The sequence below is a fragment of the Vibrio hyugaensis genome (genome assembly GCF_002906655.1).
Taxonomy (GTDB): Bacteria; Pseudomonadota; Gammaproteobacteria; order Enterobacterales; family Vibrionaceae; genus Vibrio; species Vibrio hyugaensis.
Window position 1 is genome coordinate 701,204 of the sequence record NZ_CP025794.1, and the last position, 24,715, is coordinate 725,918.

Below are 24,715 nucleotides of genomic sequence, written 5' to 3' on the forward strand. Positions count from 1 at the left end.
TGTTCTCGGTAATCATTCGAATACCAAAACACCCCTAGTTTTCTGTTCAGCGGTTTCCCTTTTGGTGGTCATTAGGCCACCTTTTTTCGTTTAGTCCGGAGTGTTTATTTCTGGTTGCTTTTGCATACCGTAATTGACTTCGATTCGGTTTCGGCCATTGCGCTTCGCCATGTATAACACTTCATCCGCACGCGCCATGGTTTCGGATACTCGCTCATTCTGCATTTGAGCAACACCAATACTGCAAGTTAGCGGTTCGCCATGAACCCAAAGATGTTTTTCTACATTTTGACGGACGATTTCTGCTTTCTTTACGGCTTGTTCAATATTGGTGTTTGGGCAAAACACGACAAACTCTTCTCCGCCCCAGCGAACCAATCGATCATCAGCGTGAATAGAGCTAGCAATAACCATCACAAACTCTCGCAAGATATCGTCCCCCATTTGATGACCGTACTTATCGTTCACGCGTTTAAATTTGTCTAAGTCCATGTAGAGAATTGAAAACGAATCACGCCCCCAACGAACTTGCCGAGCTTGTTGTTCTAACCAACTTTGTACCGCATGTCTGTTCATTGCCCCCGTTAAGGCATCCCGATGCGCCAGTTCTGCAAACTCATAATTTTGAGCGCGCAATGTGCTGTTCATTCGTTCCAAATGACGGTGACGCTTTTTCGCTCTGTCATAAGCCACTTTATTTTTTCGCAGTTCATTAAGTGAAAAAGCTAAGCCCAGCGCCATCCAAGAGAATAGCAATGCAAACAACAGCGTAGATTGCTTAATGTATGCCCCCTCAAACTCGATCTTATCAATCACAATTTTGTGCTTACCCAATCCAGCGCCAGCGCCAGTAGCAAGGTCGATTCGAGTGATGTTCGCAAACTCTGGTGCAGAATGCTCTATTGAAACGTTATTGTCATTCAACCACCATGTCATGACTTGAAGGTTCTCGATAGGGATTTCTATCACCTCAGTAAAGTTTGAAGGTGAAAACTGCATGCCATTGTATTTAATAGTGTATTCGTCATCAGGCTTAGAGTACGCCGAATTGTAGTTTCTTAAGTACAAGCGCAATTCTTTGCTTTGGTTTTTACCATCACCCGCTTGCTCGTAACGTAACTTCAAACGGATGGTGTGATAACTCGATAAATCGAGGCCTTTTGTCGCTTCAAGCACGTCGGTATAGACTGAGATTCCGCAATATGGCCAAGCGTATTTGCTCTTTTTTAAGTCGCAATCTAAAACCAGGCTTTGATCTTCGTAACTGATTTTTGAATCACTCAAACCACCAGCACTAGCATCTGTCGTGGCATAAATATCAAATTGGTCTGGAGTGACGACAAGTTTACGTGTGTCACCTAATAAGCTATAAAGCGCGACCAAGCTGATGGTGCATATTGACAATGCAAAAATTAATTTATGTATCCACTTCATGGCGACTGGCCTGTTTACTGACAGTTGTTCGGTTTATATCATGTAATGTACTGAAAGATTTTTTACACTTCAAACAAAGTTATTTATCAAGTTAAAAAGTGACTTTAAATCCGAATTCTTAACGTCAATACATAGTACATACAAAGCAATAGTGATCCTGCTTCAGGATTGTAGAAATATTCTCACTCAACAATATTTGCGAAGCACTTCACATACTCCGTTCCCCTTGTGTTTAAAAAGCCATCAAACAGAAAGCGAAAGCCAACACGTATTCGCTTTCTCCTGCATCTGAACGTCTGTTCGGTATATACTGTGCAAAAACACAATAATGAGTAATGTCATGTCAATAATTGCTAAAGGCACGCTAAACAAAATGCGTGCGTCTCTTGATGGTGCCGTAAGCTACCGTCTCCCTGTTGGCGAAGAAGAAATAGACTTAAGCCCGTTTCTTGGCCAAGCCCTTACCTTGACCCATACTGGCAATATTTTTTGTAGTTCATGTGGAAAGAAAACGAAGAAAAGCTATTCGCAAGGTCACTGCTTTGTCTGTATGAAAAAACTGGCAAGTTGCGATATGTGCATCATGAAGCCAGAGACTTGCCACTATGAGCAAGGCACCTGCCGAGAGCCACAATGGGGTGAAGAAAACTGCATGGTGGATCACTTCGTTTATCTATCTAACACGTCAAGTCTGAAAGTGGGCATCACGCGTCATACCCAAATTCCAACCCGTTGGATTGACCAAGGTGCAACTCAAGGTTTACCGATCTTCAAAGTGAAAACGCGCCATATCTCTGGCTTGATTGAAATCGAGTTAGCAAAACACATTGCCGATAAGACGAACTGGCGAACTCTACTGAAAGGCGATGGTGACCCAATTGAGTTGCAAGATCGCTTTGCAGAACTGCTGCCATTGGTGGAAGATAAAATAGCTGAGATCAAACAGCAGTATGGCGATGACGCAATTGAAGTGTTAAGCGAAAACATCACTTCCCTAAGCTACCCGGTTCAGCAGCATCCGACTAAAATCACCTCACACAACTTCGATAAAAACCCAGTTGTAACGGGTACATTGCAAGGCATTAAAGGCCAATACCTGATCTTTGATACTGGCGTGATCAACGTGCGTAAGTTCACTTCTTATGAAGTTGAAGTGAGCGAATAAGCTCTCGGCTCATTGAACAAACGAAACGAAAAAGCTCGAGCACTTGGCTCGAGCTTTAGTTTTTTAGTGGTCTTCGATTCTTACGCATCGAGGATATTTTCTAACACATCAAACAACATGTCGATCTCAGCCGTAGTGTTGTAATGCATACAACCAATACGAACGACACCACCCGACTCTTCTAACCCTAATTGCCGAACCAAACCGAGTGCATAGAAGTGCCCATTCCAAACACAGATATTGTGCTCACCGAGTGTTTTAGCGATGAAATCTGGAGAGTACTTATCAAACGTCAGCGCAAAAGTTGGTGTTCTCAGTTGGCTACTTTCGTCATTGATGCCATATAACTTCACACCATCTAGCGCACTTAAACGTTGTAAGAAATGCTCGCTCAGATGCTGCTCATGCTCATTGTATAAAGCATAACTCTGCTCTAAACGTTGACGAAGAGACACATTCGTATCACCAAACTGTGCTAGATACTCCACTGCTGCTGCAACACCCGCCAAACCTTCAAAGCTTTGCGTTCCCGTTTCAAAGCGTCCAGGACCGATGTTGGTTGCAGGTTCGACTTTGTAAGGTTGGATACTATGCAACCATTGATCTGCAATGTAAGCAATGCCCACATGTGGTCCAAAGAACTTATAAGCCGAACACGCTAAGAAATCGCATCCTAAGTCTTGGACATCCACTAAGTGATGCGGCGCGTAATGGACGGCATCCACATAAACCTGAGCACCAATGTTATGCGCCACCTCTACGACACGCGGAATATCGACGATAGAACCGGTGGTGTTCGATGCGTAAGTCACCGCCACTAAACGCGTTTTCTCATTCAACAAGCTCTGAAGATGCGCGAGATCTAGCGTGCAATCTTCTTCATTGATTCTGACTTGGTGAACCACCACGCCTTTATCTTCTGCTGCTTGTTGCCAACTCGACACGTTAGAGTAATGGTCGAGGGCTGAAACAATGATCTCATCGCCCTCTTTCCAATCTCGACTAATAGCGCGACTTAGCTGGAAAGTCAGTGATGTCATGTTGGCACCAAATACGATGTTGCCAGACGATGGTGCATTTAATAGCGCTTGTGCAGACTCACGAGCTGACTGCATCACTTCGACCGTTGCTTGACTCGAAAAATAATGGCCTCCAAGGTTCGAATTGAGTCGGCCAAGATAGCTTACTATACTATCGAGAACGGATTGCGGCACTTGTGAACCGCCAGGACCGTCAAAAAACGTAACTGGACGGTCGTTATAATACTGAGCCAGTGCGGGAAATTGTTCTCGGATCTGATTAAGATTGAAGTTCATTTCGTTTGTCCGTCGCTGTCAGTACAAATACATCCATATGACCTTCTTGGTCATTAATCACTGAGCGAATTGGCACCGCGTTGTGCCACAATTTGCTGTCTGCCAGCATTGCCACTTCGCCATTTTCCAATACTTTACGGAAAAAAGGCGCTTGGTTGTGGCTGCTGTAAAGCATGATGTCGCCACCCATGATGTTGTGACGCCCTACACCGACTAATGCAATGTGGTCAAAACCATCTTGGTGTACCCCTTCCGGTGCAACTTGGGTCTCATCGTAAATCGCGGTGATTCGAATTTGATGGATCTCGATTTCCTGACCGTCTGGTAAGTGGTTTGCATTAACGAACAACTCACACATTTCACGGAAACCTTCACTGGAAAGAATCCCTTTTTCAATCGGCTGAAACTGGCGAATCACATCACCTTGGAAACGGTTGATATCAGAAGATTGTACAAAGCTGTTCTTGTTTAAATCGACAACCTGACCGTTTTCAAACCCAACCACAGAGTAACGACGAAGACGATATTGGCCATCGGCATGTTCTGTCCGAGGTAGGCCTTCAAAGGAAGGAGAAAGTTGCTCAATCGCTGCCATGCTGAGCTGAGTTAAATGTAGGGTGTTCTCTCGTGAATGTAACATCATTGGCTCCTTTAATGAGGCACATTTAGCTTGTTTGAATTAACATTTAATTTACATCTTAGGATACGCAAATATTCTGCGATTACCAGAATTTGACGTTGATAGCTTCAACAAAAAAGAAAAAACAACACTTAGCACTACAATTAACATCAACAGTAGTTTAAACATTCAGAACGGAGCTTGCGCAGTATTTGAAACTAGAACTCTCTACTATAAACAGAATTTTATTCTAGTCTGGAACGCCTCTCCATAAACATCAGCAAGTTCTAACCTATAACCAATAATTCGATCCGCTCCTTTCGTTTATGCTTTTAAAGCACTAAGAATTTCCATACAATCGGGAGAAATGTTCAGCCCTCTATGGAGCCATAATGAGCGACGTAAAACACTGTAAATTATTAATTCTTGGTTCTGGCCCAGCAGGTTACACCGCAGCAGTATACGCAGCGCGTGCTAACTTAAACCCTGTGCTAGTAACGGGAATGCAGCAAGGTGGTCAGCTAACGACCACAACTGAAGTAGAAAACTGGCCTGGTGACGCAGAAGGTCTTACTGGCCCAGGTTTGATGGAACGCATGAAAGAACACGCAGAACGATTCGAAACAGAAATCGTGTTCGATCACATCAACGAAGTGGATCTGTCTCAACGTCCATTCCGTCTAAAAGGTGACTCTGGTGAGTACACTTGTGATGCGTTAATCATCTCTACTGGCGCATCAGCGAAATACCTAGGTCTTGAATCTGAAGAAGCTTTCAAAGGCCGCGGCGTTTCTGCTTGTGCAACTTGTGATGGTTTCTTCTACCGCAATCAGAAAGTTGCGGTTGTGGGTGGTGGTAACACTGCTGTAGAAGAAGCGCTTTACCTATCAAACATTGCATCAGAAGTGCATCTGATCCACCGTCGCGATTCATTCCGCGCTGAGAAGATCCTTGTAAAACGCCTGATGGATAAAGTTGAAAGCGGCAATATAGTTCTTCACACTGACCATACACTAGATGAAGTGCTAGGCGACGACATGGGTGTAACGGGTGTTCGCATTAAAGACGTGAACAGCGGTGCGACAGAAGATATCGACGTAATGGGTGCATTCATCGCAATCGGTCACCAACCAAACACGCAAATCTTCGAAGGCCAAGTCGATATGAAAGATGGTTACATCCTCGTTCAATCCGGTCTTGAAGGTAACGCAACGCAAACAAGCATCGAAGGTGTGTTTGCAGCAGGCGATGTGATGGACCATAACTACCGTCAAGCAATCACCTCTGCAGGTACTGGCTGTATGGCAGCTTTAGATGCAGAACGCTTCTTAGACGCACTTACTGACAAATAACTTTTCACATTTGTGTCATATCCTTAAAGCCCAGCGGTATTCCCGCTGGGTTTTCTTTTGTATACTACCGCCTCATTAAAACAATTATCATTAAGCCTTCACGATGGATAAGAAAAAGCAAAGCAGCTTGAATAAGTGGCTTCAGCAACAAAGTAAGTTGGCCAAGCGCTGGCTGATGGTTGCGATAGGCCTAGGCGTACTATCAAGCGTGTTTTTATTGGCTCAAGCAGCCCTGCTCGCCTCCATTCTTCACCAACTCATTATTGAACAAGTCGACAAGTCCGAGCTCGTTTGGTACTTCGTCGGACTCGGTGTCACCGTTATCGGTCGCGCAGCTTGTACTTGGGGACGCGAAATCGCTGGATATCGTTGCGGCGAACAGATCCGCGTTTACATCCGCCAACTGATTCTCGATAAAGTTCACCAACTTGGTCCTGCTTATATTAAAGGTAAGCCAGCAGGCAGCTGGGCAACGTTGATTCTAGAGCAAGTAGAAGACATGCAAGACTTCTTCTCTCGCTACCTTCCGCAAATGTCGTTGTCTGTTTTGGTGCCTTTCATCATCCTAGTGGTGGTTTTCCCAATTAACTGGGCAGCGGGTTTAATTTTCCTAATTACCGCACCATTGGTTCCAATGTTTATGGCGTTGGTAGGTATGAAAGCCGCTGACGCAAACCGTAAGAACTTCAAAGCGCTGCAACGTTTATCTGGTCACTTCTATGACCGTTTGCAAGCAATGACAACCATCCGTTTGTTCGACCGTACTCAATCAGAAACCGAGACATTAAAAGGTGCATCTGAAGTTTTCCGTACTCGTACAATGGACGTATTGAAGATTGCATTCCTATCTTCAGCGGTTCTTGAGTTCTTCACTTCTATCTCAATTGCGATTACGGCGGTTTACTTTGGCTTTAGCTATATCGGAGAGCTCAACTTCGGTTACTACGGCACAGGTGTAACGCTGTTTGCAGGTCTGTTTATTCTGATCCTTGCGCCTGAGTTCTATCAGCCATTGCGTGACCTTGGTACCTTCTACCATGCCAAGCAACAAGCAGTGGGCGCAGCAGAAAGCATTGTTGAATTTCTAGAACTAGATGTGGACCAAGTTAAAGACGGAAACAAGGCAGTAGAACAAAACGCAGCGATTCATATCGAAGCTCAAGACCTTGTTATCTTCAGCCCTGAAGGTAAGCAACTTGCAGGTCCGCTATCCTTCTCGCTAGAAGCAAACCAAAGCACTGCGCTAGTTGGCCCAAGTGGTGCAGGTAAAACCAGCTTAGTAAATACCATCCTTGGTTTTATGCCATACAAAGGCAGCTTAAAAATTAACGGCTGTGAACTTTCCGAGTTGGATTTGGCGACATGGCGCGAAACCATCAGTTGGATTGGCCAAAACCCAATGCTTCTGCACGGCAGCATTCGTGACAACGTCACTCTAGGTAAGCAAGATATTCAAGACCAGCAAGTCCACTCTGTACTGAGCGACTCCCACGCCGCAGAGTTTGTTGAAATGCACGGTCTGGATTACCAAATCTCTGATCGCTCTGGCGGTTTGTCTGTTGGTCAGGCACAGCGTCTTGCCCTTGCTCGTGCGATGCTGCAAAACGGCCGTTTTTGGCTACTTGATGAACCAACTGCAAGTTTGGATGCTCGAAGCGAGAAATTAGTTATGGAAGGCATCGGTAAATACACCGAGTCCACCACTAACTTGATGATCACTCACCAACTTGCGCCACTGCAGAATGTCTCCCAAATTCTGGTTATGCAAGATGGTCAAATCGTTCAACGTGGCGATTACGCAACGTTGGCTTCGCAAGATGGTCTATTTAAAGAAATGTTGGCTGCCAATCTAGCTCAACGTGAATCAGACAAGGGGAACTTAGATGCGTGATTTACTCCCTTATCTAAAACTGTATAAAAAGCATTGGTTTGGTTTGTCACTCGGCATGCTTCTGGCATTTCTGACGCTGGCTGCTTCTATTGGCCTACTCACCTTATCCGGCTGGTTTATCTCTGCGGCTGCGGTCGCGGGTTTAACTATTGCTCGTGAAACCTTCAACTATATGCTTCCGGGCGCTGGCGTTCGTGGCGCTGCGATGGCACGTACTGCGGGCCGTTGGGGCGAGCGTGTAGTTAGCCACAATGCAACATTCAAGCTATTGACGGATTTACGTATCTTCTTCTTCAAGAAGCTTGCGCCGCTGATCCCTGGTCGCGTTTCGACTCTGCGTGATGCGGATCTACTGAACCGACTAGTGGCAGACGTAGACGCGATGGACCATGTGTACTTGCGCCTTGTCAGCCCTGTGATTGTTGGCATCTTTGGTATCTTGTCGCTAACTGCCGTACTCGCCTTCTTTGATTGGCACCTTGCCCTACTGCTTGGCGGTATCCTGACTGTGATGCTGTTGGTATGGCCGGTATTGTTCTACAAACTGGGCAAACATAACGGCGAACACTTGACTCAAAACAAAGCACAACTGCGCGTAGCGACACTGGACTGGCTACAAGGTTACAGCGAACTGAGCCTTTTTGGTGCAGAAGAGCGTTACCGTAATGTGATTCTAGAAAAACAAAAACAACTGCTGTCCAACCAGTTTGTTAATGCAAACCTCACTGGTATGGCGTCTGGCTTGTTGATGCTCGCTAACGGCTTAACCCTTGTTGCAATGCTTTGGTTTGCTGCTGATGGTGTTGGCGGTCGTGCACCAGATCCTTGGATTGCACTGTTCGCGTTTGCAACTATGGCGAGCTTTGAAATTCTGATGCCAATCGCCGGTGCGTTCCAATACCTAGGTCAAACATTGACGTCCGCGCGTCGATTGAACGAAATCACCTTAGCGGAGCCAGACGTTGTCTTCCCAGAAACATCGAAGCGTGAAGGTGGTAAACCGTTAAATATTGAGTTCGACAAGGTTGATTTCACCTACCCTGATGGTCAACAAAAAGTGCTGAAAGACCTAACGCTCTCACTACCATTGGGCTCAAAAACGGCGATTGTTGGCCAAACTGGTTCAGGTAAGTCGACACTTATTCAATTGCTTTGTCGCTACTGGGATGTAAACCAAGGTCAAGTGAGCATTGGTGGTGCGCCGTTACAAGATTGGAGCGAATCCGATCTGCGCGCTGCAATCACGGTAGTTAGCCAACGTGTGGATGTGCTTAATGGCACACTGCGTGACAACCTATTGCTTGCGGCTCCAGAAGCAACGGATGAACAACTGGCTGATATTCTGACTAAAGTGGACTTGGCGAATCTATTAGACGAGCCAGGACTGGATGCTTGGCTAGGTGACGGCGGGCGTCAACTTTCTGGTGGTGAGAAGCGTCGTATCGGCATTGCTCGCGCTCTATTGCGTGATGCCCCTATCCTACTGCTTGATGAGCCGACCGAAGGTCTAGACAAGCGCACTGAACAAACAGTAATGGAACTGTTCAAGCAACACTTCACTAATAAGACGGTCGTATTCATTACTCACCGTTTGATTGAGCTAGAAAGCATGGACAACATCTGTTTGATGGAACAAGGCGAGATCATCGAGCAAGGTAGCCACCAAGCATTGCTTGCAGAAAAAGGTCGTTACCACCAGCTACTACAATCTCTGTAATACTGGGATTCAAATAGACAAAGGGCTCATCCATTGATGAGCCCTTTTCTTTTACTCTCGCGGTTCCCAAAGCAAGAGCAAAATCAATTATCGACCAGACTTCGCAAGGTACGCCGACATTTCAGCCTCTGGCACCATGCCGCCACCGGTCGCCCAAACTAAGTGAGTCGCGTTGTTTAGTTTCTCTTCAGTAAACTGCATTCGCGCTTGGTAAGCTTTATCGTTAGAAACGTGCACCGCACCAATCATGCCCGCTAACGCCGATGGTTCTAAACGAATGTCTTCCAGCTCACTTAGCTCACCTAAATGGTGATACATCCGCTCATCCGTCATCGTGTAGTAACCATCAAGCAGTCTTTCCATAGCTCGACCAACAAAACCAGACGCACGACCTACCGCTAAACCGTCAGCAGCAGTGATGTTATCAATACCAAGATCTTGTACTGCGATACCATCATGCAAGCCAGTGTGTACACCAAGCAACATACATGGGGAATGCGTCGGCTCGGCAAAGAAACAATGAACATGATCACCAAACGCCATTTTTAAGCCAAACGCCACACCACCAGGACCACCACCGACACCACATGGTAGATAAACAAACAAAGGATGTTCCGCATCAACCGCAATGCCCATTTCATAAAACTGTTGCTTCAAGCGTTCGCCTGCAACCGAATAACCTAGGAATAAGGTTTGCGAGTTTTCATCATCGATAAAGAAACAGGTTGGGTCTTTCTCTGCTTCTTTACGCCCCTGCTCTACTGCAACACCGTAATCTTGCTCGTACTCCACCACATTCACACCACGAGAACGCAGCTTGTTTTTCTTCCACTCTCTTGCATCCGCCGACATATGGACCGATACAGAGAAGCCGAGTTTTGCACTCATGATGCCGATAGACATGCCCAGATTCCCTGTTGAACCTACTGCAATGCTGTATTGCTGAAAGAACTGACGAAACTCTTCACTCGACAGTTTGCTGTAATCATCACTTTCACTCAGAAGTCCTGCTTCCATCGCCAACTTCTCTGCGTGTGTCAGCACTTCATAGATGCCACCACGCGCCTTAATTGAACCAGATATAGGTAAATGGCTGTCTTTCTTGAGTATCAAACGCCCAAGAATCGAAGTGTCGTATTGCGCTTCTAAACACGATTTCATCTTATCAATATCGACAACGTTCGATTCAATAATTCCGTTAGAAGCCGCCGTTTCAGGGAAAGCTCTCATTAAGTATGGAGCAAAGCGTTTTAGTCGTTCACTCGCGTCTTTGATATTGGCAGCACCTAAGCCAACGTACGGCAGACCTTCTTCAAGTGTGGTAATATTTGGGTTGAACCAAACCACCTCTTCTAACCCAATGAGTCGCTCAACCAAAGGGAATTCTGTTACTAGTGCGTTTACATTGAAGGTTGTCATCTTTACCTAATATGTGAATTACTGTCTCTAACCGCTATTTAAGCAGATATTCGTTTCACCTGACAAACGATGAAAAGTCACATGTCGATGAAGTATATTTAAACAAGGCCGTGATTTGGTCGGAGTTTCGTTTATCCAAGCAATATTTGAGTTCATTTATGACGCACAGGGTAATCTCATTTCTTTCATCTAAGTTTTATTAATTTCAGGAAAATGACCATTTATTCCCATCAATTTAACTCAATGTTTTCACGAAAAATGAAAACGTCAATATGACTACACGACAAACAGACGTGGGATTGCCACTCAAATCATGATGAGTGAGCATTGTGGACGAATGAAAATGACGTATCCAGTCTCGATGATGTAACAAGCATTTCTTTTGAACGCTCGGATTTAACAGTAACCGCTGCACTGCCAACGAAAAACACTCTCGTAAACGAGTAACTATTCATTGGCTGGTTGAATCAGCAAGTTAACAATGAATAATGCACTACGCTCTTTTTAGCAATTGGCTTTGTTCCAGTACTTCGAAAGGCAAATTAAGGTCCAACTCAGCTTGCAATGTAGGTCGATGCAAGTAGTAACCTTGAGCATAATGAATACTTAAACTTTGTACAAAACACAAATCATTTTGTGTCTCTATTCCTTCCGCAACAAGGTCAAATTGGTACTTGTGTTTCCAACCTGCTAAACGTTGCCAGAAAGCCACATGCTGCTCTCCTTTCATCGTTAACAAGCTTCGATCCAGTTTGACAATATCTGGCGTGACATAACGAATAATGTCTTCACCTTTATGGTTGCCACTCCCAAAATCATCCAACGCGATTTTAATTCCAAAGTGTCGACAAACCTTTATGTTCATCTGAAACATGGTTTTATCTGCTACTTCCGTCGGATACTGGTTTTTCTCGGTGAGCTCTAGCCAGAGTGTTATTTTAGCTCGCTTGCACGCATTAATTAAAGGTAAAACATCAGCAAAGAATGACATACTCGCTAGATAAGACGGTGGTATGTTGACCGACATAAAACGTATAGAACTCGGCAATGTTCTCAATTCTTTGGCAAGCTTCTGGAATAACCGTTTAGTGAACTGATTTGCGTATCCCTCTTCATCAATGCAACGAAATGACGTCTCGATGCAACGAGGCGTGTCCCATCGTGTTAGTACTTCTACCCCTAGAGGGAAATCTACTTGCAAGCCATAGACGGGTTGAAAAATGGGATAGAATGCGCCTTTACGAATATCAGCAAAGACCTGTTTACATTTATCCTCCCTGGTTAAATTACTCATACATAACACCATTCAAAAGTATTGGTCAGCCCAGAAGAGTAAATCAACGAAACGTACAACTGTAGGCATCGAAAAATAGGAATGCTTGAGCTTTGCTAAGCGCCCCCTATAATGACGAAGCAATCAATAACCTAAAATAAAAATAGAATGTGAGAGGTATTTGATGTTTGGCGCCTATTTAAAGCAAGTACGGGAAGAGATTGGACTAACACAAAAAGCGCTTGCCGCGAAGCTTAACCTCGCGAATACCGAATTCGCCTCAATCGATCCAGTGACCATCAGTCGTTGGGAAAGAGGGAGCACTGCTCCAACCGTTATTAAAGCCATAAAAGTACTAAGAGTACTGACAACCGACTTGATGCCATATTTGACTCTACTGCCCGACAAAGTCGACAATAATCTGTTTGAAGAAATTGCGGAACACCGCTTTAAATCACCTTGGGCAAGATTAATGATGTCCTCTTACGACGCTCCACCTCCTGTTGGTAAAATTTTGGATTGCCCTTTGTTGGAAAGTCGTCAGGACAATTATCTAGCCAACCTCAAGCATTTCTTTGATAGCATTGACCTCGATAATAAAGCCATTTTTGACATCGATTTATATCAATACCAACTTGAGCAAAAATCTTGCTCGAGGAAGTTTATCGATCAAACCACCAAAGAAATTCTAGGGCATCGAATCACTTTCTTATTTGATGCAAATGAACTTAAACGATACTTATCTTCGCCATACCTTGCCATTCCACTTCAGCAATCTCGTTCTTACTCTTCGAGTCGAATAATGGCCATGTGTACAGTATCTCGCTACTCTTCCAATGAAGCCGTTTTTTGGGTAAACAGCGCATCGGGAGCTAGGTTTGTTGCTACCCACGCCAATATTCACGATATATACTTTTACGCAATTGACCAATGGTCAGTGAATTATATGGAAAGCTTGGGGGCAGAAAAGATCACCTTTGATACACCGCATGACGATGGTGTAATAAAAATAGGTAATCAATCATTCAGGCGCTGCTTGTATCGAGTAGATAGTGCGAATTGGTTATCACGTTCTGAAGTCATTTCACTACTAAAAAAGTAATATACCCAAGTGACTTCAAGATGCAGGATTCAGAGCGTTGTCACTGGTTCGAGTTCAAGGAAAACAATGCAGTGTAATAGCAGGCTCTTTCCAAGTTGTTTGACGATGAAGTCGACTCAGTGACATGCTCCCAAAGGGCGAGTTGTCTTGGCTTGCATACTTTGTTAACGATTTTTAATTTAGAGCGACTAGATCTGCAAATCGTTGCCGCGTCTGCCAGCCAAGTCATTCTCGCTGAACCAAGCATCTCGAGGTTACTTGGGTATACACCAACGAAAAATCAGCTTAGGTACAGAAGAATGAAAAAGATATAACTAAGCTCAGACATATAATTGACATGACAAAACATAACTCTGCCTAACATAAAAATAATCACTACAATTTATCTAGAATTTATTCATGTTCAAATGGTTATGAGGGTTATATGTTTGGGGATTACCTGAAGCAACTAAGGCTAAAAGCTGGCCTTACGCAAAAGGAGCTTGCGGTAAAACTTAATTTAGTTGACCCAGAGTTTGTATCCATCGATTCTGTCACGATCAGCCGTTGGGAGCGAAATAGTACGGCTCCTAACCCTATTCGAGCAGTAAAAGTCTTACGCTCACTCACCAATGACCTTCGACCTTATCTACTTTCTTTAGAAGTAGAAGAAGCCAACACCCAACTCAACGATTATCTAAAAGACCGATACCGCTCTCCTTGGGGAGGATTGATGAGCTCTTCATATCAATCACGCAAAGAAGACACGAATAATGACGTGAAAGAATTGCCCTTATTTGAATCACGCTCAGATAAGTATGAAGATGGGTTAAAGAATTTTCTCAATAGCATCGGAATTGAAAGTGAATCGCTATTCGACTTGGATCTGTACCAATACCAACTAGAGCACAAAATATATGGTAAAAAATACATTCAAGAAGAATCTGGCAAACTAATGGGGCATTCCCTCTCTTTTTTCTTCCATGCTGAAGAATTAGGTAACTACTTTAGTTCACCGTTCTTGACGATTCCTATCAAGAAAACTAAGGCATATTCTCACAACAAAAAAATGGCAATTTGCACACTCACACACTTTTGCTCCGATGAGCCAACCTTTTGGATCGATCATCGAACGGGGATCGATCACCTCGCGACACACGCGAATGTGCAAGACTTGTATTACTATGCCATAGATAAACTAACCGCCGATTACATGATCAGTATTGGCGCTGAAAGAGTCGCTTTCGATACACCACACAAACATGGCATTGTCAAAATAGGCACTGAGAAGTACATGCGCTGCCTACTCAAACTCGATAGTGCTGTGTGGTTAACAAGGCCCGAATTATTGCTGATATTGAGGAAACACTATGCTTAATATTCAACTACCATAGTGTAGAGGCCACTTGTTAGTCGGTTCATTTCAATAATAAAAACAAGGTAAATTTATGTTTGGAGACTATCTGAAGCAGTTGAGAATTCAACATGGATTAACGCAAAAGGAACTCGCCACCAAGTTAAACCTGTCTAACCCAGAGTTTAGCTCAGTAGACTCAGTGACGGTCAGTCGCTGGGAAAGAAACACTACTACGCCAAATACCGTCAAGGCCATCAAGGTACTTCGCCTACTTACGTTGGATCTAAAACCGTACCTACTTACTATAGACGCGCCGACGGTCGGTGCTGTCTTAGGCGATATTCTCTATGACCGCTTCCATTCTCAGCGTGCGATGCTTATCTCCTCCGAATACGAAGAGCTAAAACCACAGGAAGATACGAAAATCATAGAAGAGTCGATGTTTTCAAATGAAACAGCGGAACATGCCAGTCGTTTAAAGAACTTCTTTATCAACACCGATGCGCACTACCCTGGTTTGATAGACTTAGACTTATTGAGCTTCCATAAAGAAAATAAAGTTATTGCCAATATTTACCTAGATGAAGAAAGCAATAAAGTAAGAGGCCATTCCATCTCTTTTTTATTCAAAGTCGAAGACCTAGAACCACTGTTCACTAGCCCAAACCATGCTTTGCCATTTAGCTTAGTGAAACCTTATACCGAAAATCGAGACCTTGCGCTTTGCTGCCTAAGTCGCTATGCGGCCAATCAACAAGTGTTTATGGTGCTTCATCCAACTTTGGTAGATTACCTAGCTGCGCGCTCGAACATCACCTGTATCTACTATTACTCGTTTGACAATCAGTTCTCAGATTACCTTGTTAGCTTAGGTGCCGAGAAAGTCGCTTATGACAGTCCCGACAAATCTGGTTCAGTAACAATAGGCAAGACAGCCTACCGTAAATGCCTACTCAAAATAGATGCTGCGATATTATTGGCCCAACCTTCAATGCTATACCTGCTGCATCAACACCAGCGTAACATCAAAAGCCGTTAACCTAAATATAACAGTTGTCTAAACTAGAGCCCTCGCGAAAAACGTAGTTCTGGCACATTTAGTGTAAAAGCTCTATTTATACCAAAGTGACTGCAACATGCAGGATTTGGTGTGTTGTCACTGATTGGAGCTCAAGGAAAGCAACACCGTGGAATAGCGAGTTATTTCCACGTTGTTTGCGATAAAAATCGGGTCAGTGAGACTCTCCGAAAGAGTGAGTAGTCTTGGTCAGGATATCTTTAGGGCCACTAGGTTTTCAAATCTTTCCCGCGTCTACAAACCAAGCTATTCTCGCTAAACCTAGCATCTTGTGGTTGCTTAGCTATATTATTGAGCATACTTAAGTTAGGCAAATACTCTTAAATAAATATCTAATATACCCATATGAAATATGTTCTCCCACATGAACCTTTCTCACTTTTAAGATAAGACACACCAATAACTTACAGAACGAACAATTGTAAACCCTCATTAATTTTCACTCTAATTCTTCAATAAAGATAGTAAATTCAAGGCTATTTATCCCATTTTTAAGACAAAAAAGGCCTAGACTAGGCATCTTTTTATTGACCGATACAGTGAATGCCTTCTCAATTTAATAGCAAACATAATACGATTCTCATGATATTTATGAGCAAACATGACATGAATATTAATGCATTTTCAACCTCCTATCAGCCGCATCAATCCTAGAAGGTAAGTCGTAAATGGAATAACGTTTATCGCCTTCAAACTATTCGGCAGAGGAATGTCATGCACATAACTTAAATGAAAAATAACAATTAGCTATAGACATGTTTTAGACACATGGGAGAAAGTAAGGTGTTCGGGAGTTATCTAAAATCTATAAGAACCGCATTAGGTTTAACTCAGGAGCAGGCATCGATTCGGCTAAATCTATTAGGTGGTGATTTAGCAAATATAGATTGCGTCACCTTCAGTAGATGGGAAAGGGGTATCACTCAACCAAGCCTCAGCCGACGCGTAAGAGTGCTTCGAGCGTTTGAGAATAACTTGCTGCCATACTTGTGTAGCTTGGGGTTAGACTCATCATTAAAGGAAGACGTAGAGCAGTTTGAACTCTCATTAAAACAACGCTATCAGGATGCGATGTCGATCATATCCGGAATTGACTACAACAATGCTCATCAAGTCGAGCACAATGATATTGACGAGGAAGAACTCAGCCAAAGTAATGAACACGGTTTCATTCACAGTTTAAACAACTTCCACAATCAGTTGAAGTCACTCAATATAAAACATAATCTTGCTACTATCGATTTGGTAGAATACCAAAAAGATGGTCGTGCTATCGCTTATAAGTACCTCTCTAAGGGCGAACTCGTAGGCCACAACATTGGTATGTTCTTTACGGAACCTACGTTAGAAAACGAAATCGAACGGACGAAACGAAACCGTCTACCGATTGATACTATCGATTTAAGGTTAACTAAACCGCTGAAAGAAAAAGGGACATTTTCTTACTACGCGATTAGCCAACACTCAAAAAACGAACGTGTTTTTCGTAGGCAATTGCACACAGAGTTTACGTTCTTGGCCCAAAACTCACACATCCATCACTATTATGCGAGCGTGACACTAAAAAGCTCTGTGGATGTGATGCTTAAAATGGGCTTCAGTGTCGCCGCTTACGAGGGTGAAAACCCTGTTGGCGCAATTAGAGTTGGCTCAAAACGATATACTCGCGCGGTGATGTACATTGAAACCAGCGAGCTTTTTACTCAGCCAGAGTTTCTTTATTTATTGACTTGTTGCGACGTTTGTACTGAACGCGCATGTGAGACCTCTTTAGAGCATCCCAATTGCATCTGTTAACGTTATATCGAAATTAGGGCCTGTTGACCTTTCGAACTGATTTTTGCAGCGAATTGTTGGATATTTATACAAGGCAGAGACTTTGCTGTGTAGTAGCCTACATGAGAAGTCGATAACGCAGTAGAAATGACCAACAAACGCTGCCCAAGGGGTTCGGCTAGGCGCCCCCATCCGAACAAAATTTAACCGCGAAAGATCAACAGACCTTAGTGAATGGTTCATAATTTAAGGTCAATGTCGACAAATCGCCCGTCCCCTGTCGTATTGGCCTTACTCATCCTGCTAGCGATCCTTTGCTGATTGGGAAACCTCTCCTTCTCGCTCCACTATTATGATGTACCTTTCAGAGCGGCTTCTTTTCTTAATTTTTTCATTCACTTTTCTATACCCAAGTGACTTCAAGATGCAGGTTTCAGAGCTTTGTCACTGATTCGAGTTCAAGGACAGCATCGCAGTGTAATAACTGGTTATTTCCAAGAGATTCGACGATAAAATCGGTTCAGTGACAAGCTCCCAAAGGGCGACTTGCCTTGGCTCGCATACTTTGTTGACGATTTTTGATTTAGAGCCACTAGATCTTCAAATCGTCGCCGCGCCTGCAAACCAAGTCATTCTCGCTGAACCAAGCATCTCGAGGTTACTTGGGTATATATTATTGTCATAATATTCTTGATTTAAATGAATCCATAGGCAAATAGCAATTTAGCATTCATTAATATGCTTAATGTTGGTTAACTATATTATCACCAACTATTTAGATTAATAGATTTAAATAACATTTCATACCCTGAAAGCAACACGCTTATTATCAGATAAAATTTATGTAATTAACTGAAAATATATACATTTAGCAATTCATTGTTTTTTCACTTCATAGATGCTATCAAAAGTCGAATTACAAACAGTATGATCAATCATTAAAACGCTATTGAAATTTTTTCTCAGGTGAAAGGTATGAAAAAGATTCGCTACCCATTTGATTTACACGGAACACTATCAATTCGGTATAGGGATAAAGTAAACCCTATCTTTCTCGATACAGATGAAGATAACCAATCAACCATTGATATAGATGACTTTGCTGTCAGATCATTCAGTTACGACTCTGAAGATCGTCTACTTAATATCTCATTACAAAAAGCCGTGAATTTGACTGAAATAGCCGATTGCGGAACGGTATTTACTGGCGTTGAGTTGGAACAGAATAATATTAAGCTAGACATCGTATATTGCCTATACAATGCCGGAATCATCAGTTCTAGTATCTCTTTTCCATTAGATGATGCATCTCCTGTTCAGTCTATTACAGTAGCGAAACCTTTAACGCTTCACTTGAAGTAGTTGATGAGACACAAGCATAAAAGAACCCGACAAGAAAGCCCTACCTATTTGGAATTAGGACTTTCTTACGTTAGCACTACTACCTAAAACTATGGCTCTTTGGAATATTCTTCTGAACTCTGATAGAAGGCTCTCTTACGCTCATACATGGCCTCATCTGCCATAGAAAACAGATTTTCAAGAGAGGTGAATTCACTTGAAGCTCCCCCTACAGAGAACTTAACTGGGTGGCGCTTGTGCTCAGGTAACTCTATCCATTTATCTTCTTGAGCGGCTTCTAGGGCTGAGGTTAGTACCTCAAGCATCAGGCCATTTAAGTTTCTTGCAATAACCGAGAACTCATCCCCCCCAATTCGATAAAGTAAGAATTCTTCTTTCAATACCGACTTAATCAATTGGGTTGATTTGGAAATCAGAATATCACCACGGTCATGACCATAATTATCGTTTAAAGCTTTCAAACCGTTAATATCAATAATGATGATCGCAACAGCGTCCCATTGCCCTTTAGCGACTGACTGACACGCAAATTCATAATCTTCATCGAACGCTTTTCGATTCAAACAACGCGATAGTTTGTCTCTACGAGCAAAATCTTCTAACTCAAGCCAAGAGTAAAGCTGCTTCTTAAAGAGTTCGATCAAGATTCGCTCTTCATCATTCATCGCGTAATGACCATAATCGAAATAGCCAAGTACGGTTCCCGAGGAAGAACGCATGGTCTTGGTTTGCGTTCCTTTGGGCCGAATGAAACTAAAACGCATGCCTGAGCCAGGTATCAAACGATTTAGACCTGAGTTAATAACTTCTGGAATAGCATGATAACCAATGCCAGCATGACCTGTTGTAAAATTAATCAACGTCATCAACTTCTCTTGGTGTGCCTCTTCTCGAGTCAAGTTGGTGCGTAATGTTGCCGTTTGCTCTTCCACACGATTTTCTAGCTCTTGGTTAAAGTCTGCCAATTGAGCATTAGTGTCTTGCACTCGTTGGTTAGCTTTTCGCAAATCTTGGTTACGAACTTCCAATTCATCCATGTGATTGGTCAATTGCAACCACAAAGAGTCCAACAAATTCATCAACTGTCTAAATTCTTTAAACTGAAAGCGCTTAGGTTGTAGTTCTGGCCGCTTATTGTTCTTAAAGCTACGCACAACCACTTCCATTTGACGAATTGGACGTGTTAGCCAACGACTCGCTAATACCGCAATAAATAAAGTCACGACCAAGGTAGCAATAATGATGTTTAATAGTTGCTGCTTGGACTGCTCTAACTCTTGATTTCGTGCCACATTCGATACTGAATGAATCATGGTGACTTCAAGTGGTTCAATAAAGTTGTTGTTCAATACTTCAATATTGGTCAGATGACGTGAAGCGTCTCCCTTCGTCTGGTTTACCGAGCCGTAATGGAAGTTCACACTTTCTTGCGCATATAGGAATGGCTGGGATATCTGGATCAGATCCTGATACGACACCAACACAACAAGATAACCTTGAGGTTCATATTCAGAATCAGGCAACAAGGTATATGGTAATAAAGGACTCACAAATACAATGCCGCTTTGACCACCTTTTAGCACCAAGCCTTCATCAAAATAGGTGGTGTGGAACACTTTGCCTTGTTTGTATACCGCATCTGCAGCACGTATTTTCTTTAGTAACTTACTGTTTTCAAGATGATAAACCGAACCGTTACTCTCATACATAGGTTGCCAATTCTTGTCGATGATGTACGTGGTACTCACGTTGGTCGCCAGATCTTCGAAGGTCTCGATCATTTGCCAAATAATGCTTGAGTAAAGAACGTTGTCCATTCCCTGAACTAACAATCGATCTTTCGAGTACCAACGCGTTAAATTAGCAACAAAGGTGAGATCCTCCGTCACTGTTTTCTGAATACCTTGATTTGTGTTCTCGAGCTTGATTTCCTTTTGCACCAACAGATCTTCTTGGTGTTTATCAATCATGCTGATACCAACCCAATACGCTGGCAACAAAGAACCCATTACCACGATCAAAGTTAAGATATTACGCAAACTGATCATAATGACAACTTCCTGCTTTTATGGATGTGCGCAGAGTGCTTTTGGATGAACTCAACCACAAACTCAGCAGCTCCCTCTGCTGGCATCCCCGCTCTAAAGCGTTTGTAACCACGAATCAACGCTTCCCATGTGACCGCCATTTCCACCGTGCTTGGCATGGCATAAGCTGGGGTAAGCTCTTTGTACAAATCACTGTAATAGGTAGTGTCAGAGTCATACCACTTGCGATTGATAGAGCGATTGGTGGAAATCAGGTTTTGGTTGATGATCACATCTTCAATAAACTCAGGTTTTTGTACGATCATCGCTAAAGTTCGCATGGCTTTCTGCTTGGCTGGATTCGCCATCGCCTCCGCGTTAAACGCCAAGACTTTACCACCACTTAAGGAATGCATATGGTGGTTGTTGTAAGTTGGCAAGCTACTGATTTTTAACTCGGTAGAAAAATGCTGCTTGAGTTCACCCAAAGCCCAATCGCCATCGATGAGGTATGCGACTTCACCTTGAATGAACTGCTGTCGGGCTTGGTCTCGGGTGTAGTTGTTTTTGACTACTCTCTCTTGTGGCAGGTCACCATAAAATCTAAGTGCGGCGGCTAATGCACCAACATCAATATCGGTCACCGATGTAGAACGATGATCTGAAAACATAGGTACGAACGACATCAAAAAGTACATGTTCGGATATTGCATTGCGAGTGAGGATTGCCCCAGCTTGGCCTCTTTCAATAACCTTTCCCACGTTGGTTGCAAATCTTTGGTCAGCTTTGCGTTTACGTACAACACCAGATGATTTCCTAAGCCCAAAGGCACACCATAAATAGCATTGTCTACCGTAACTAATTCCAGCGCTTTAGGTTCAATGCTCTTTTCTTCAATCCAGCTATTTGGAATTTTGGCAAGGTCAAAATAATCATGTAGACCAAGGAAATCTGAAGGAACCCAAATCACATCGGGTACCGTGATGCCAGTTTGCTTCGCTAATAGCAACTCTGAACGAATGTTGTTTACATCAAACTCTCTGATCGCCAGTGTGTTTCCCGTTTCTTGTTCAAAACGCTCATTGATTTCAGCAACCGTGGAGTATTCGATACCACTCCACACTTGGATCTCCTGAGCAGATGTCAGGCTAGAGAAGCAAAACAGGAACGTTAAACAGAGGTTTTTCACGGGAGTTCTCAAAAATTGGTGATGTGACAAAGATAGCGAACAGCAAGTCGTTGTTCAAAATAGCCATATGGAAATGTGCGAGTGCTTCCATTAGAAAAAATGATTCTTCAGAAAACAAAAAGCGCCGCAATTGCGACGCTTTTGAGGATTATATCACAGGTCGGAATTAAGCGTACTCTTGCTCAAACTCACGCATAAAATCGACCAACGCTTTCACGCCTTCTAACGGCATTGCGTTATAAATTGAAGCACGCATACCACCAACCGCACGGTGACCTTTCAGAGCTTTCAGGCCTTTCGCATCTGCAAGTTCTAGGAACGTCCCGTCTAACTCAGGTTTTGCCAGTTGGAATGGCACGTTCATTAGAGAACGGTTCGCTGAGTAGACACCATTACGGTAAAATTCCGATTGATCGATGTAATCATAAAGCAACGCCGCTTTTTCACGGTTCACTTGCTCAATGGCTTTTACGCCACCCTGTTCTTTTAACCACTTGAACACAAGACCAGAAAGGTACCAAGCGAACGTTGGTGGCGTGTTGAACATAGATTCTTTTTCTGCCAACACTTTATAGTCCAAAATGCTTGGGAGCACTTGCTTCGCTAAACCAAGAAGATCATCACGAACGATAGCAATCGCGATACCTGATGGGCCGATGTTCTTTTGCGCGCCCGCATAAATCACACCGTATTTCGATACGTCAATTTCGCGAGAAAGAATCGTTGAAGACATGTCCGCAACAATCGGTTTATCTGTCACTGGTAGATCATTGATTTCAATACCGTCAATGGTCTCATTTGGACAGAAATGTACATACGCAGCGTCAGGGGCGATTTTCCACTCTGTCGCAGGTAGCACAGCCGTTTTACCGTCAACTTCGGTCTTCGCGTTGAAAACATCTGGTTCACAGTATTTTTTGGCTTCTGCTACTGCACTTTCAGCCCAGTAACCACCATCAATATAAGTCGCGGTTTCAGCATCACCTAGTAGGTTTAGCGGAACAGCGGCAAACTGAGCACGAGCACCACCTTGGCAAAACAGTACTTTGTAGTTACTTGGGATATTGAGAAGATCACGAAGGTCTTGTTCTGCTTCTTCAGCAACCTTAATGAACTCTTTACTTCTGTGACTGATTTCCATCACTGAAGTCCCTAGACCTTGCCAGTTGATTAGCTCCTTTTGTGCTTGCTGCATGACTGCTTTTGGCAGACCTGCTGGCCCTGCACTGAAGTTAAATACGTTGCCCGTATTTTGTTCCATGATGCTCATTGCTCCTGCTAAGTAAGTATGACGAAATTAATATCATGTTTTCGCTGGGATAAAAACAACAAAAGAGGTCTTACGACCTCTTTTTAATCTGAAAAAGCTAAAAACTTACGTTGTAAACTTGCCTATTGCATCAGTGCAGGCATTAGCAAGGCGATTAAAGGAAACTCTTGCCCATTTTCGAATTTCAATTTCCCATCAGAAATTTGTGCTTTTAATTGGTAGCCATTATCTTTTTTCTCGATAAGTTCCATCACCATCAACTCATCCACACTTTCTTGAATGAATGGGTAGAGATCCACTAACTCGTCAGAGAAATAGGTGCTTAACGAACCGCTTGTTGCCGTCATTAACTTCATTGGGTCTTGAGTGATGTGATCCGTTCCTTCTGGTACAGAAAGCTTCCACTCGTTACGGAATTTACCTTCACCAAACGCTAGAGAAAGCTCATTCACTGACAACTTAAAACCTTTACTAAATAACGTATCAATGTGAGGAAGCAAAGTTTGAATTTCTTGCTCATCCAACATTGGTGAGTTCTGGTAAATAGACATAATCTGGTCAAACGACTGGCTGTCTACATCAGCAATGGAGAAGTCTAGCTTGAAGTCATCAACATCAGTACCATCCGTCAAACGGAGTTGCTTCGCACCTAGGTTTAGTTTGCTGTTGAGCTTATCACCCGCTTCGTTAAGAGACGTATTGCCACTGTATGTCGCGTTCTCAATCAAAAACATTGGCGCAAGTTGCGCATCAACCACATCCAGTTTTTGAAGTGAGAATGTCTGTTCACCAAGCCAGTAACCCTTCGCTTGCTTGCCTTTACCTTGACCAGTCAACTCGGTTAGGTGAATTTCTTCACCATTTTCAAAATCCACTTGTACTGAAGGCACTGAAACTTGGTAATTCAGATCGCCAAGCACCGTCACGTCGCCAGTGATTTGCAACGGGCTCGTCGACAGGGACATTCCTTGAGCGTCGTTTTGATAGTTCCAGCTATCCAAATCTAAGGTAAAGGCAGTATTACCGTTAAGCTGGGTTTTACTGTGCATCGTAAGTGGTAGGAAATCAGCATCCACCAGCTTAGAGTCCGCCGTAAGGCTGGTTAAACCGTGAGATAAGTCACTCTTAACATCGAAAGCTGTTGGCAAACCATCACGCTCAAGTTGAGTTTTGATATCTGGGTCAACCACGGTGTAACGAGTAAGGACAACCGAAGAAAGGTAACCGCGGTCGTATTCCACGATCTCGCCTTTCACCATGTCATCATTCATGTTTGCAATACCATCTTCAATGATGGTTTGACCAATCTGCCCAACCGCGAGTGGCCAACATAGCGCAAGAGAAATGGCACCACCGATGGCACCTATTTTTTTAAGATTTTCCATAAC

Annotated in this window: 18 protein-coding genes; 9 read left to right on the forward strand and 9 right to left on the reverse strand. The window is 43.3% G+C overall.

Annotated elements, in window-relative coordinates; all coding sequences use genetic code 11:
• Positions 1-90 precede the first annotated feature (90 nt).
• Entirely contained in the window at positions 91-1,434 is a 1,344-nt protein-coding gene (locus C1S74_RS03930) for a GGDEF domain-containing protein (RefSeq protein WP_045402187.1), read from the reverse strand.
• Positions 1,435-1,774: 340 nt separating this feature from the next.
• On the opposite strand from C1S74_RS03930, the gene C1S74_RS03935 reads away from it, so the two are divergent.
• Entirely contained in the window at positions 1,775-2,599 is an 825-nt protein-coding gene (locus C1S74_RS03935) for a DUF2797 domain-containing protein (RefSeq protein WP_045402190.1), read from the forward strand.
• Between the two features lie 80 nt (positions 2,600-2,679).
• Here the strand turns inward: C1S74_RS03935 and C1S74_RS03940 are convergent, their stop codons facing one another.
• Both C1S74_RS03940 and C1S74_RS03945 read right to left on the reverse strand, forming a co-directional pair.
• Positions 2,680-3,915, reverse strand: coding sequence for a cysteine desulfurase-like protein (locus C1S74_RS03940; protein WP_045402193.1), 1,236 nt, complete (start codon positions 3,913-3,915; stop codon positions 2,680-2,682).
• Positions 3,899-4,555 (reverse strand): 2OG-Fe dioxygenase family protein, encoded by a 657-nt coding sequence (locus tag C1S74_RS03945; protein ID WP_045402196.1) that lies wholly within the window; start codon positions 4,553-4,555, stop codon positions 3,899-3,901. Before C1S74_RS03945 ends, C1S74_RS03940 begins: the two co-directional genes overlap by 17 nt.
• A gap of 371 nt (positions 4,556-4,926) precedes the next feature.
• On the opposite strand from C1S74_RS03945, the gene trxB reads away from it, so the two are divergent.
• The 3 genes from trxB to cydC all read left to right on the forward strand — a co-directional run bounded on the left by trxB (position 4,927) and on the right by cydC (position 9,494).
• Complete coding sequence (gene trxB / locus C1S74_RS03950) at positions 4,927-5,886, forward strand: thioredoxin-disulfide reductase (protein WP_045402198.1); 960 nt, start codon at positions 4,927-4,929, stop codon at positions 5,884-5,886.
• A 103-nt stretch (positions 5,887-5,989) separates the two neighbouring features.
• Positions 5,990-7,777, forward strand: a complete 1,788-nt coding sequence (gene cydD / locus C1S74_RS03955; RefSeq protein ID WP_045402201.1) for a heme ABC transporter permease/ATP-binding protein CydD — start codon at positions 5,990-5,992, stop codon at positions 7,775-7,777.
• Positions 7,770-9,494 carry a heme ABC transporter ATP-binding protein/permease CydC gene (gene cydC / locus C1S74_RS03960; protein WP_045402204.1) on the forward strand — a complete coding sequence of 575 codons (1,725 nt, stop codon included), beginning with the start codon at positions 7,770-7,772 and terminating at the stop codon, positions 9,492-9,494. Before cydD ends, cydC begins: the two co-directional genes overlap by 8 nt.
• A gap of 87 nt (positions 9,495-9,581) precedes the next feature.
• Here cydC and C1S74_RS03965 read toward each other — a convergent pair whose 3' ends face one another.
• Together C1S74_RS03965 and C1S74_RS03970 are read right to left on the reverse strand one after the other, a co-directional pair.
• Positions 9,582-10,913: a D-serine ammonia-lyase gene (locus C1S74_RS03965; RefSeq protein ID WP_045402207.1), complete on the reverse strand. Its 1,332-nt coding sequence runs from the start codon at positions 10,911-10,913 to the stop codon at positions 9,582-9,584.
• A 493-nt stretch (positions 10,914-11,406) separates the two neighbouring features.
• A complete protein-coding gene (locus C1S74_RS03970; protein ID WP_045402210.1) occupies positions 11,407-12,207 on the reverse strand; it encodes an EAL domain-containing protein in 801 nt (266 codons plus the stop codon).
• Between the two features lie 163 nt (positions 12,208-12,370).
• Here C1S74_RS03970 and C1S74_RS03975 point away from each other — a divergent pair, with 163 nt between their 5' ends.
• From C1S74_RS03975 to C1S74_RS04005, 5 genes are all read left to right on the forward strand, one after another.
• Positions 12,371-13,288, forward strand: coding sequence for a helix-turn-helix domain-containing protein (locus C1S74_RS03975; RefSeq protein WP_045402212.1), 918 nt, complete (start codon positions 12,371-12,373; stop codon positions 13,286-13,288).
• Between the two features lie 424 nt (positions 13,289-13,712).
• Entirely contained in the window at positions 13,713-14,645 is a 933-nt protein-coding gene (locus C1S74_RS03985) for a helix-turn-helix domain-containing protein (protein WP_045402213.1), read from the forward strand.
• A 70-nt stretch (positions 14,646-14,715) separates the two neighbouring features.
• The gene (locus C1S74_RS03990; RefSeq protein ID WP_045402215.1) at positions 14,716-15,663 is read left to right on the forward strand and encodes a helix-turn-helix domain-containing protein; all 948 of its coding nucleotides are present in this window, start codon (positions 14,716-14,718) and stop codon (positions 15,661-15,663) included.
• A gap of 822 nt (positions 15,664-16,485) precedes the next feature.
• Positions 16,486-17,499, forward strand: a complete 1,014-nt coding sequence (locus C1S74_RS03995) for a helix-turn-helix domain-containing protein (protein ID WP_045402370.1) — start codon at positions 16,486-16,488, stop codon at positions 17,497-17,499.
• Between the two features lie 954 nt (positions 17,500-18,453).
• Positions 18,454-18,840: a hypothetical protein gene (locus C1S74_RS04005; RefSeq protein WP_045402217.1), complete on the forward strand. Its 387-nt coding sequence runs from the start codon at positions 18,454-18,456 to the stop codon at positions 18,838-18,840.
• Between the two features lie 89 nt (positions 18,841-18,929).
• Here the strand turns inward: C1S74_RS04005 and C1S74_RS04010 are convergent, their stop codons facing one another.
• From C1S74_RS04010 to C1S74_RS04025, 4 genes are all read right to left on the reverse strand, one after another.
• Positions 18,930-20,888 (reverse strand): diguanylate cyclase, encoded by a 1,959-nt coding sequence (locus C1S74_RS04010; protein WP_045402219.1) that lies wholly within the window; start codon positions 20,886-20,888, stop codon positions 18,930-18,932.
• Positions 20,885-21,991, reverse strand: a complete 1,107-nt coding sequence (locus C1S74_RS04015; RefSeq protein ID WP_231578935.1) for a sugar ABC transporter substrate-binding protein — start codon at positions 21,989-21,991, stop codon at positions 20,885-20,887. The genes C1S74_RS04010 and C1S74_RS04015 overlap by 4 nt, the downstream gene beginning before the upstream one ends.
• Positions 21,992-22,223: 232 nt before the next feature.
• The gene (gene serC / locus C1S74_RS04020; RefSeq protein WP_045402373.1) at positions 22,224-23,318 is read right to left on the reverse strand and encodes a 3-phosphoserine/phosphohydroxythreonine transaminase; all 1,095 of its coding nucleotides are present in this window, start codon (positions 23,316-23,318) and stop codon (positions 22,224-22,226) included.
• A gap of 131 nt (positions 23,319-23,449) precedes the next feature.
• Positions 23,450-24,712, reverse strand: coding sequence for a DUF945 family protein (locus tag C1S74_RS04025; RefSeq protein WP_045402222.1), 1,263 nt, complete (start codon positions 24,710-24,712; stop codon positions 23,450-23,452).
• Positions 24,713-24,715 lie beyond the last annotated feature (3 nt).

Excerpts from the sequence above, each read along its gene's own strand:
- C1S74_RS03970 (WP_045402210.1), bottom strand. The coding sequence starts at position 12,207 with ATGAGTAATTTAACCAGGGAGGATAAATGTAAACAGGTCTTTGCTGAT.
- cydD (WP_045402201.1), top strand. The coding sequence starts at position 5,990 with ATGGATAAGAAAAAGCAAAGCAGCTTGAATAAGTGGCTTCAGCAACAA.
- trxB (WP_045402198.1), top strand. The coding sequence starts at position 4,927 with ATGAGCGACGTAAAACACTGTAAATTATTAATTCTTGGTTCTGGCCCA.
- C1S74_RS04025 (WP_045402222.1), bottom strand. The coding sequence starts at position 24,712 with ATGGAAAATCTTAAAAAAATAGGTGCCATCGGTGGTGCCATTTCTCTT.
- C1S74_RS03935 (WP_045402190.1), top strand. The coding sequence starts at position 1,775 with ATGTCAATAATTGCTAAAGGCACGCTAAACAAAATGCGTGCGTCTCTT.
- C1S74_RS04010 (WP_045402219.1), bottom strand. The coding sequence starts at position 20,888 with ATGATCAGTTTGCGTAATATCTTAACTTTGATCGTGGTAATGGGTTCT.
- serC (WP_045402373.1), bottom strand. The coding sequence starts at position 23,318 with ATGGAACAAAATACGGGCAACGTATTTAACTTCAGTGCAGGGCCAGCA.
- C1S74_RS03940 (WP_045402193.1), bottom strand. The coding sequence starts at position 3,915 with ATGAACTTCAATCTTAATCAGATCCGAGAACAATTTCCCGCACTGGCT.
- C1S74_RS03975 (WP_045402212.1), top strand. The coding sequence starts at position 12,371 with ATGTTTGGCGCCTATTTAAAGCAAGTACGGGAAGAGATTGGACTAACA.
- C1S74_RS03945 (WP_045402196.1), bottom strand. The coding sequence starts at position 4,555 with ATGTTACATTCACGAGAGAACACCCTACATTTAACTCAGCTCAGCATG.
- C1S74_RS03930 (WP_045402187.1), bottom strand. The coding sequence starts at position 1,434 with ATGAAGTGGATACATAAATTAATTTTTGCATTGTCAATATGCACCATC.
- C1S74_RS03965 (WP_045402207.1), bottom strand. The coding sequence starts at position 10,913 with ATGACAACCTTCAATGTAAACGCACTAGTAACAGAATTCCCTTTGGTT.
- C1S74_RS03990 (WP_045402215.1), top strand. The coding sequence starts at position 14,716 with ATGTTTGGAGACTATCTGAAGCAGTTGAGAATTCAACATGGATTAACG.
- cydC (WP_045402204.1), top strand. The coding sequence starts at position 7,770 with ATGCGTGATTTACTCCCTTATCTAAAACTGTATAAAAAGCATTGGTTT.
- C1S74_RS03985 (WP_045402213.1), top strand. The coding sequence starts at position 13,713 with ATGTTTGGGGATTACCTGAAGCAACTAAGGCTAAAAGCTGGCCTTACG.
- C1S74_RS04005 (WP_045402217.1), top strand. The coding sequence starts at position 18,454 with ATGAAAAAGATTCGCTACCCATTTGATTTACACGGAACACTATCAATT.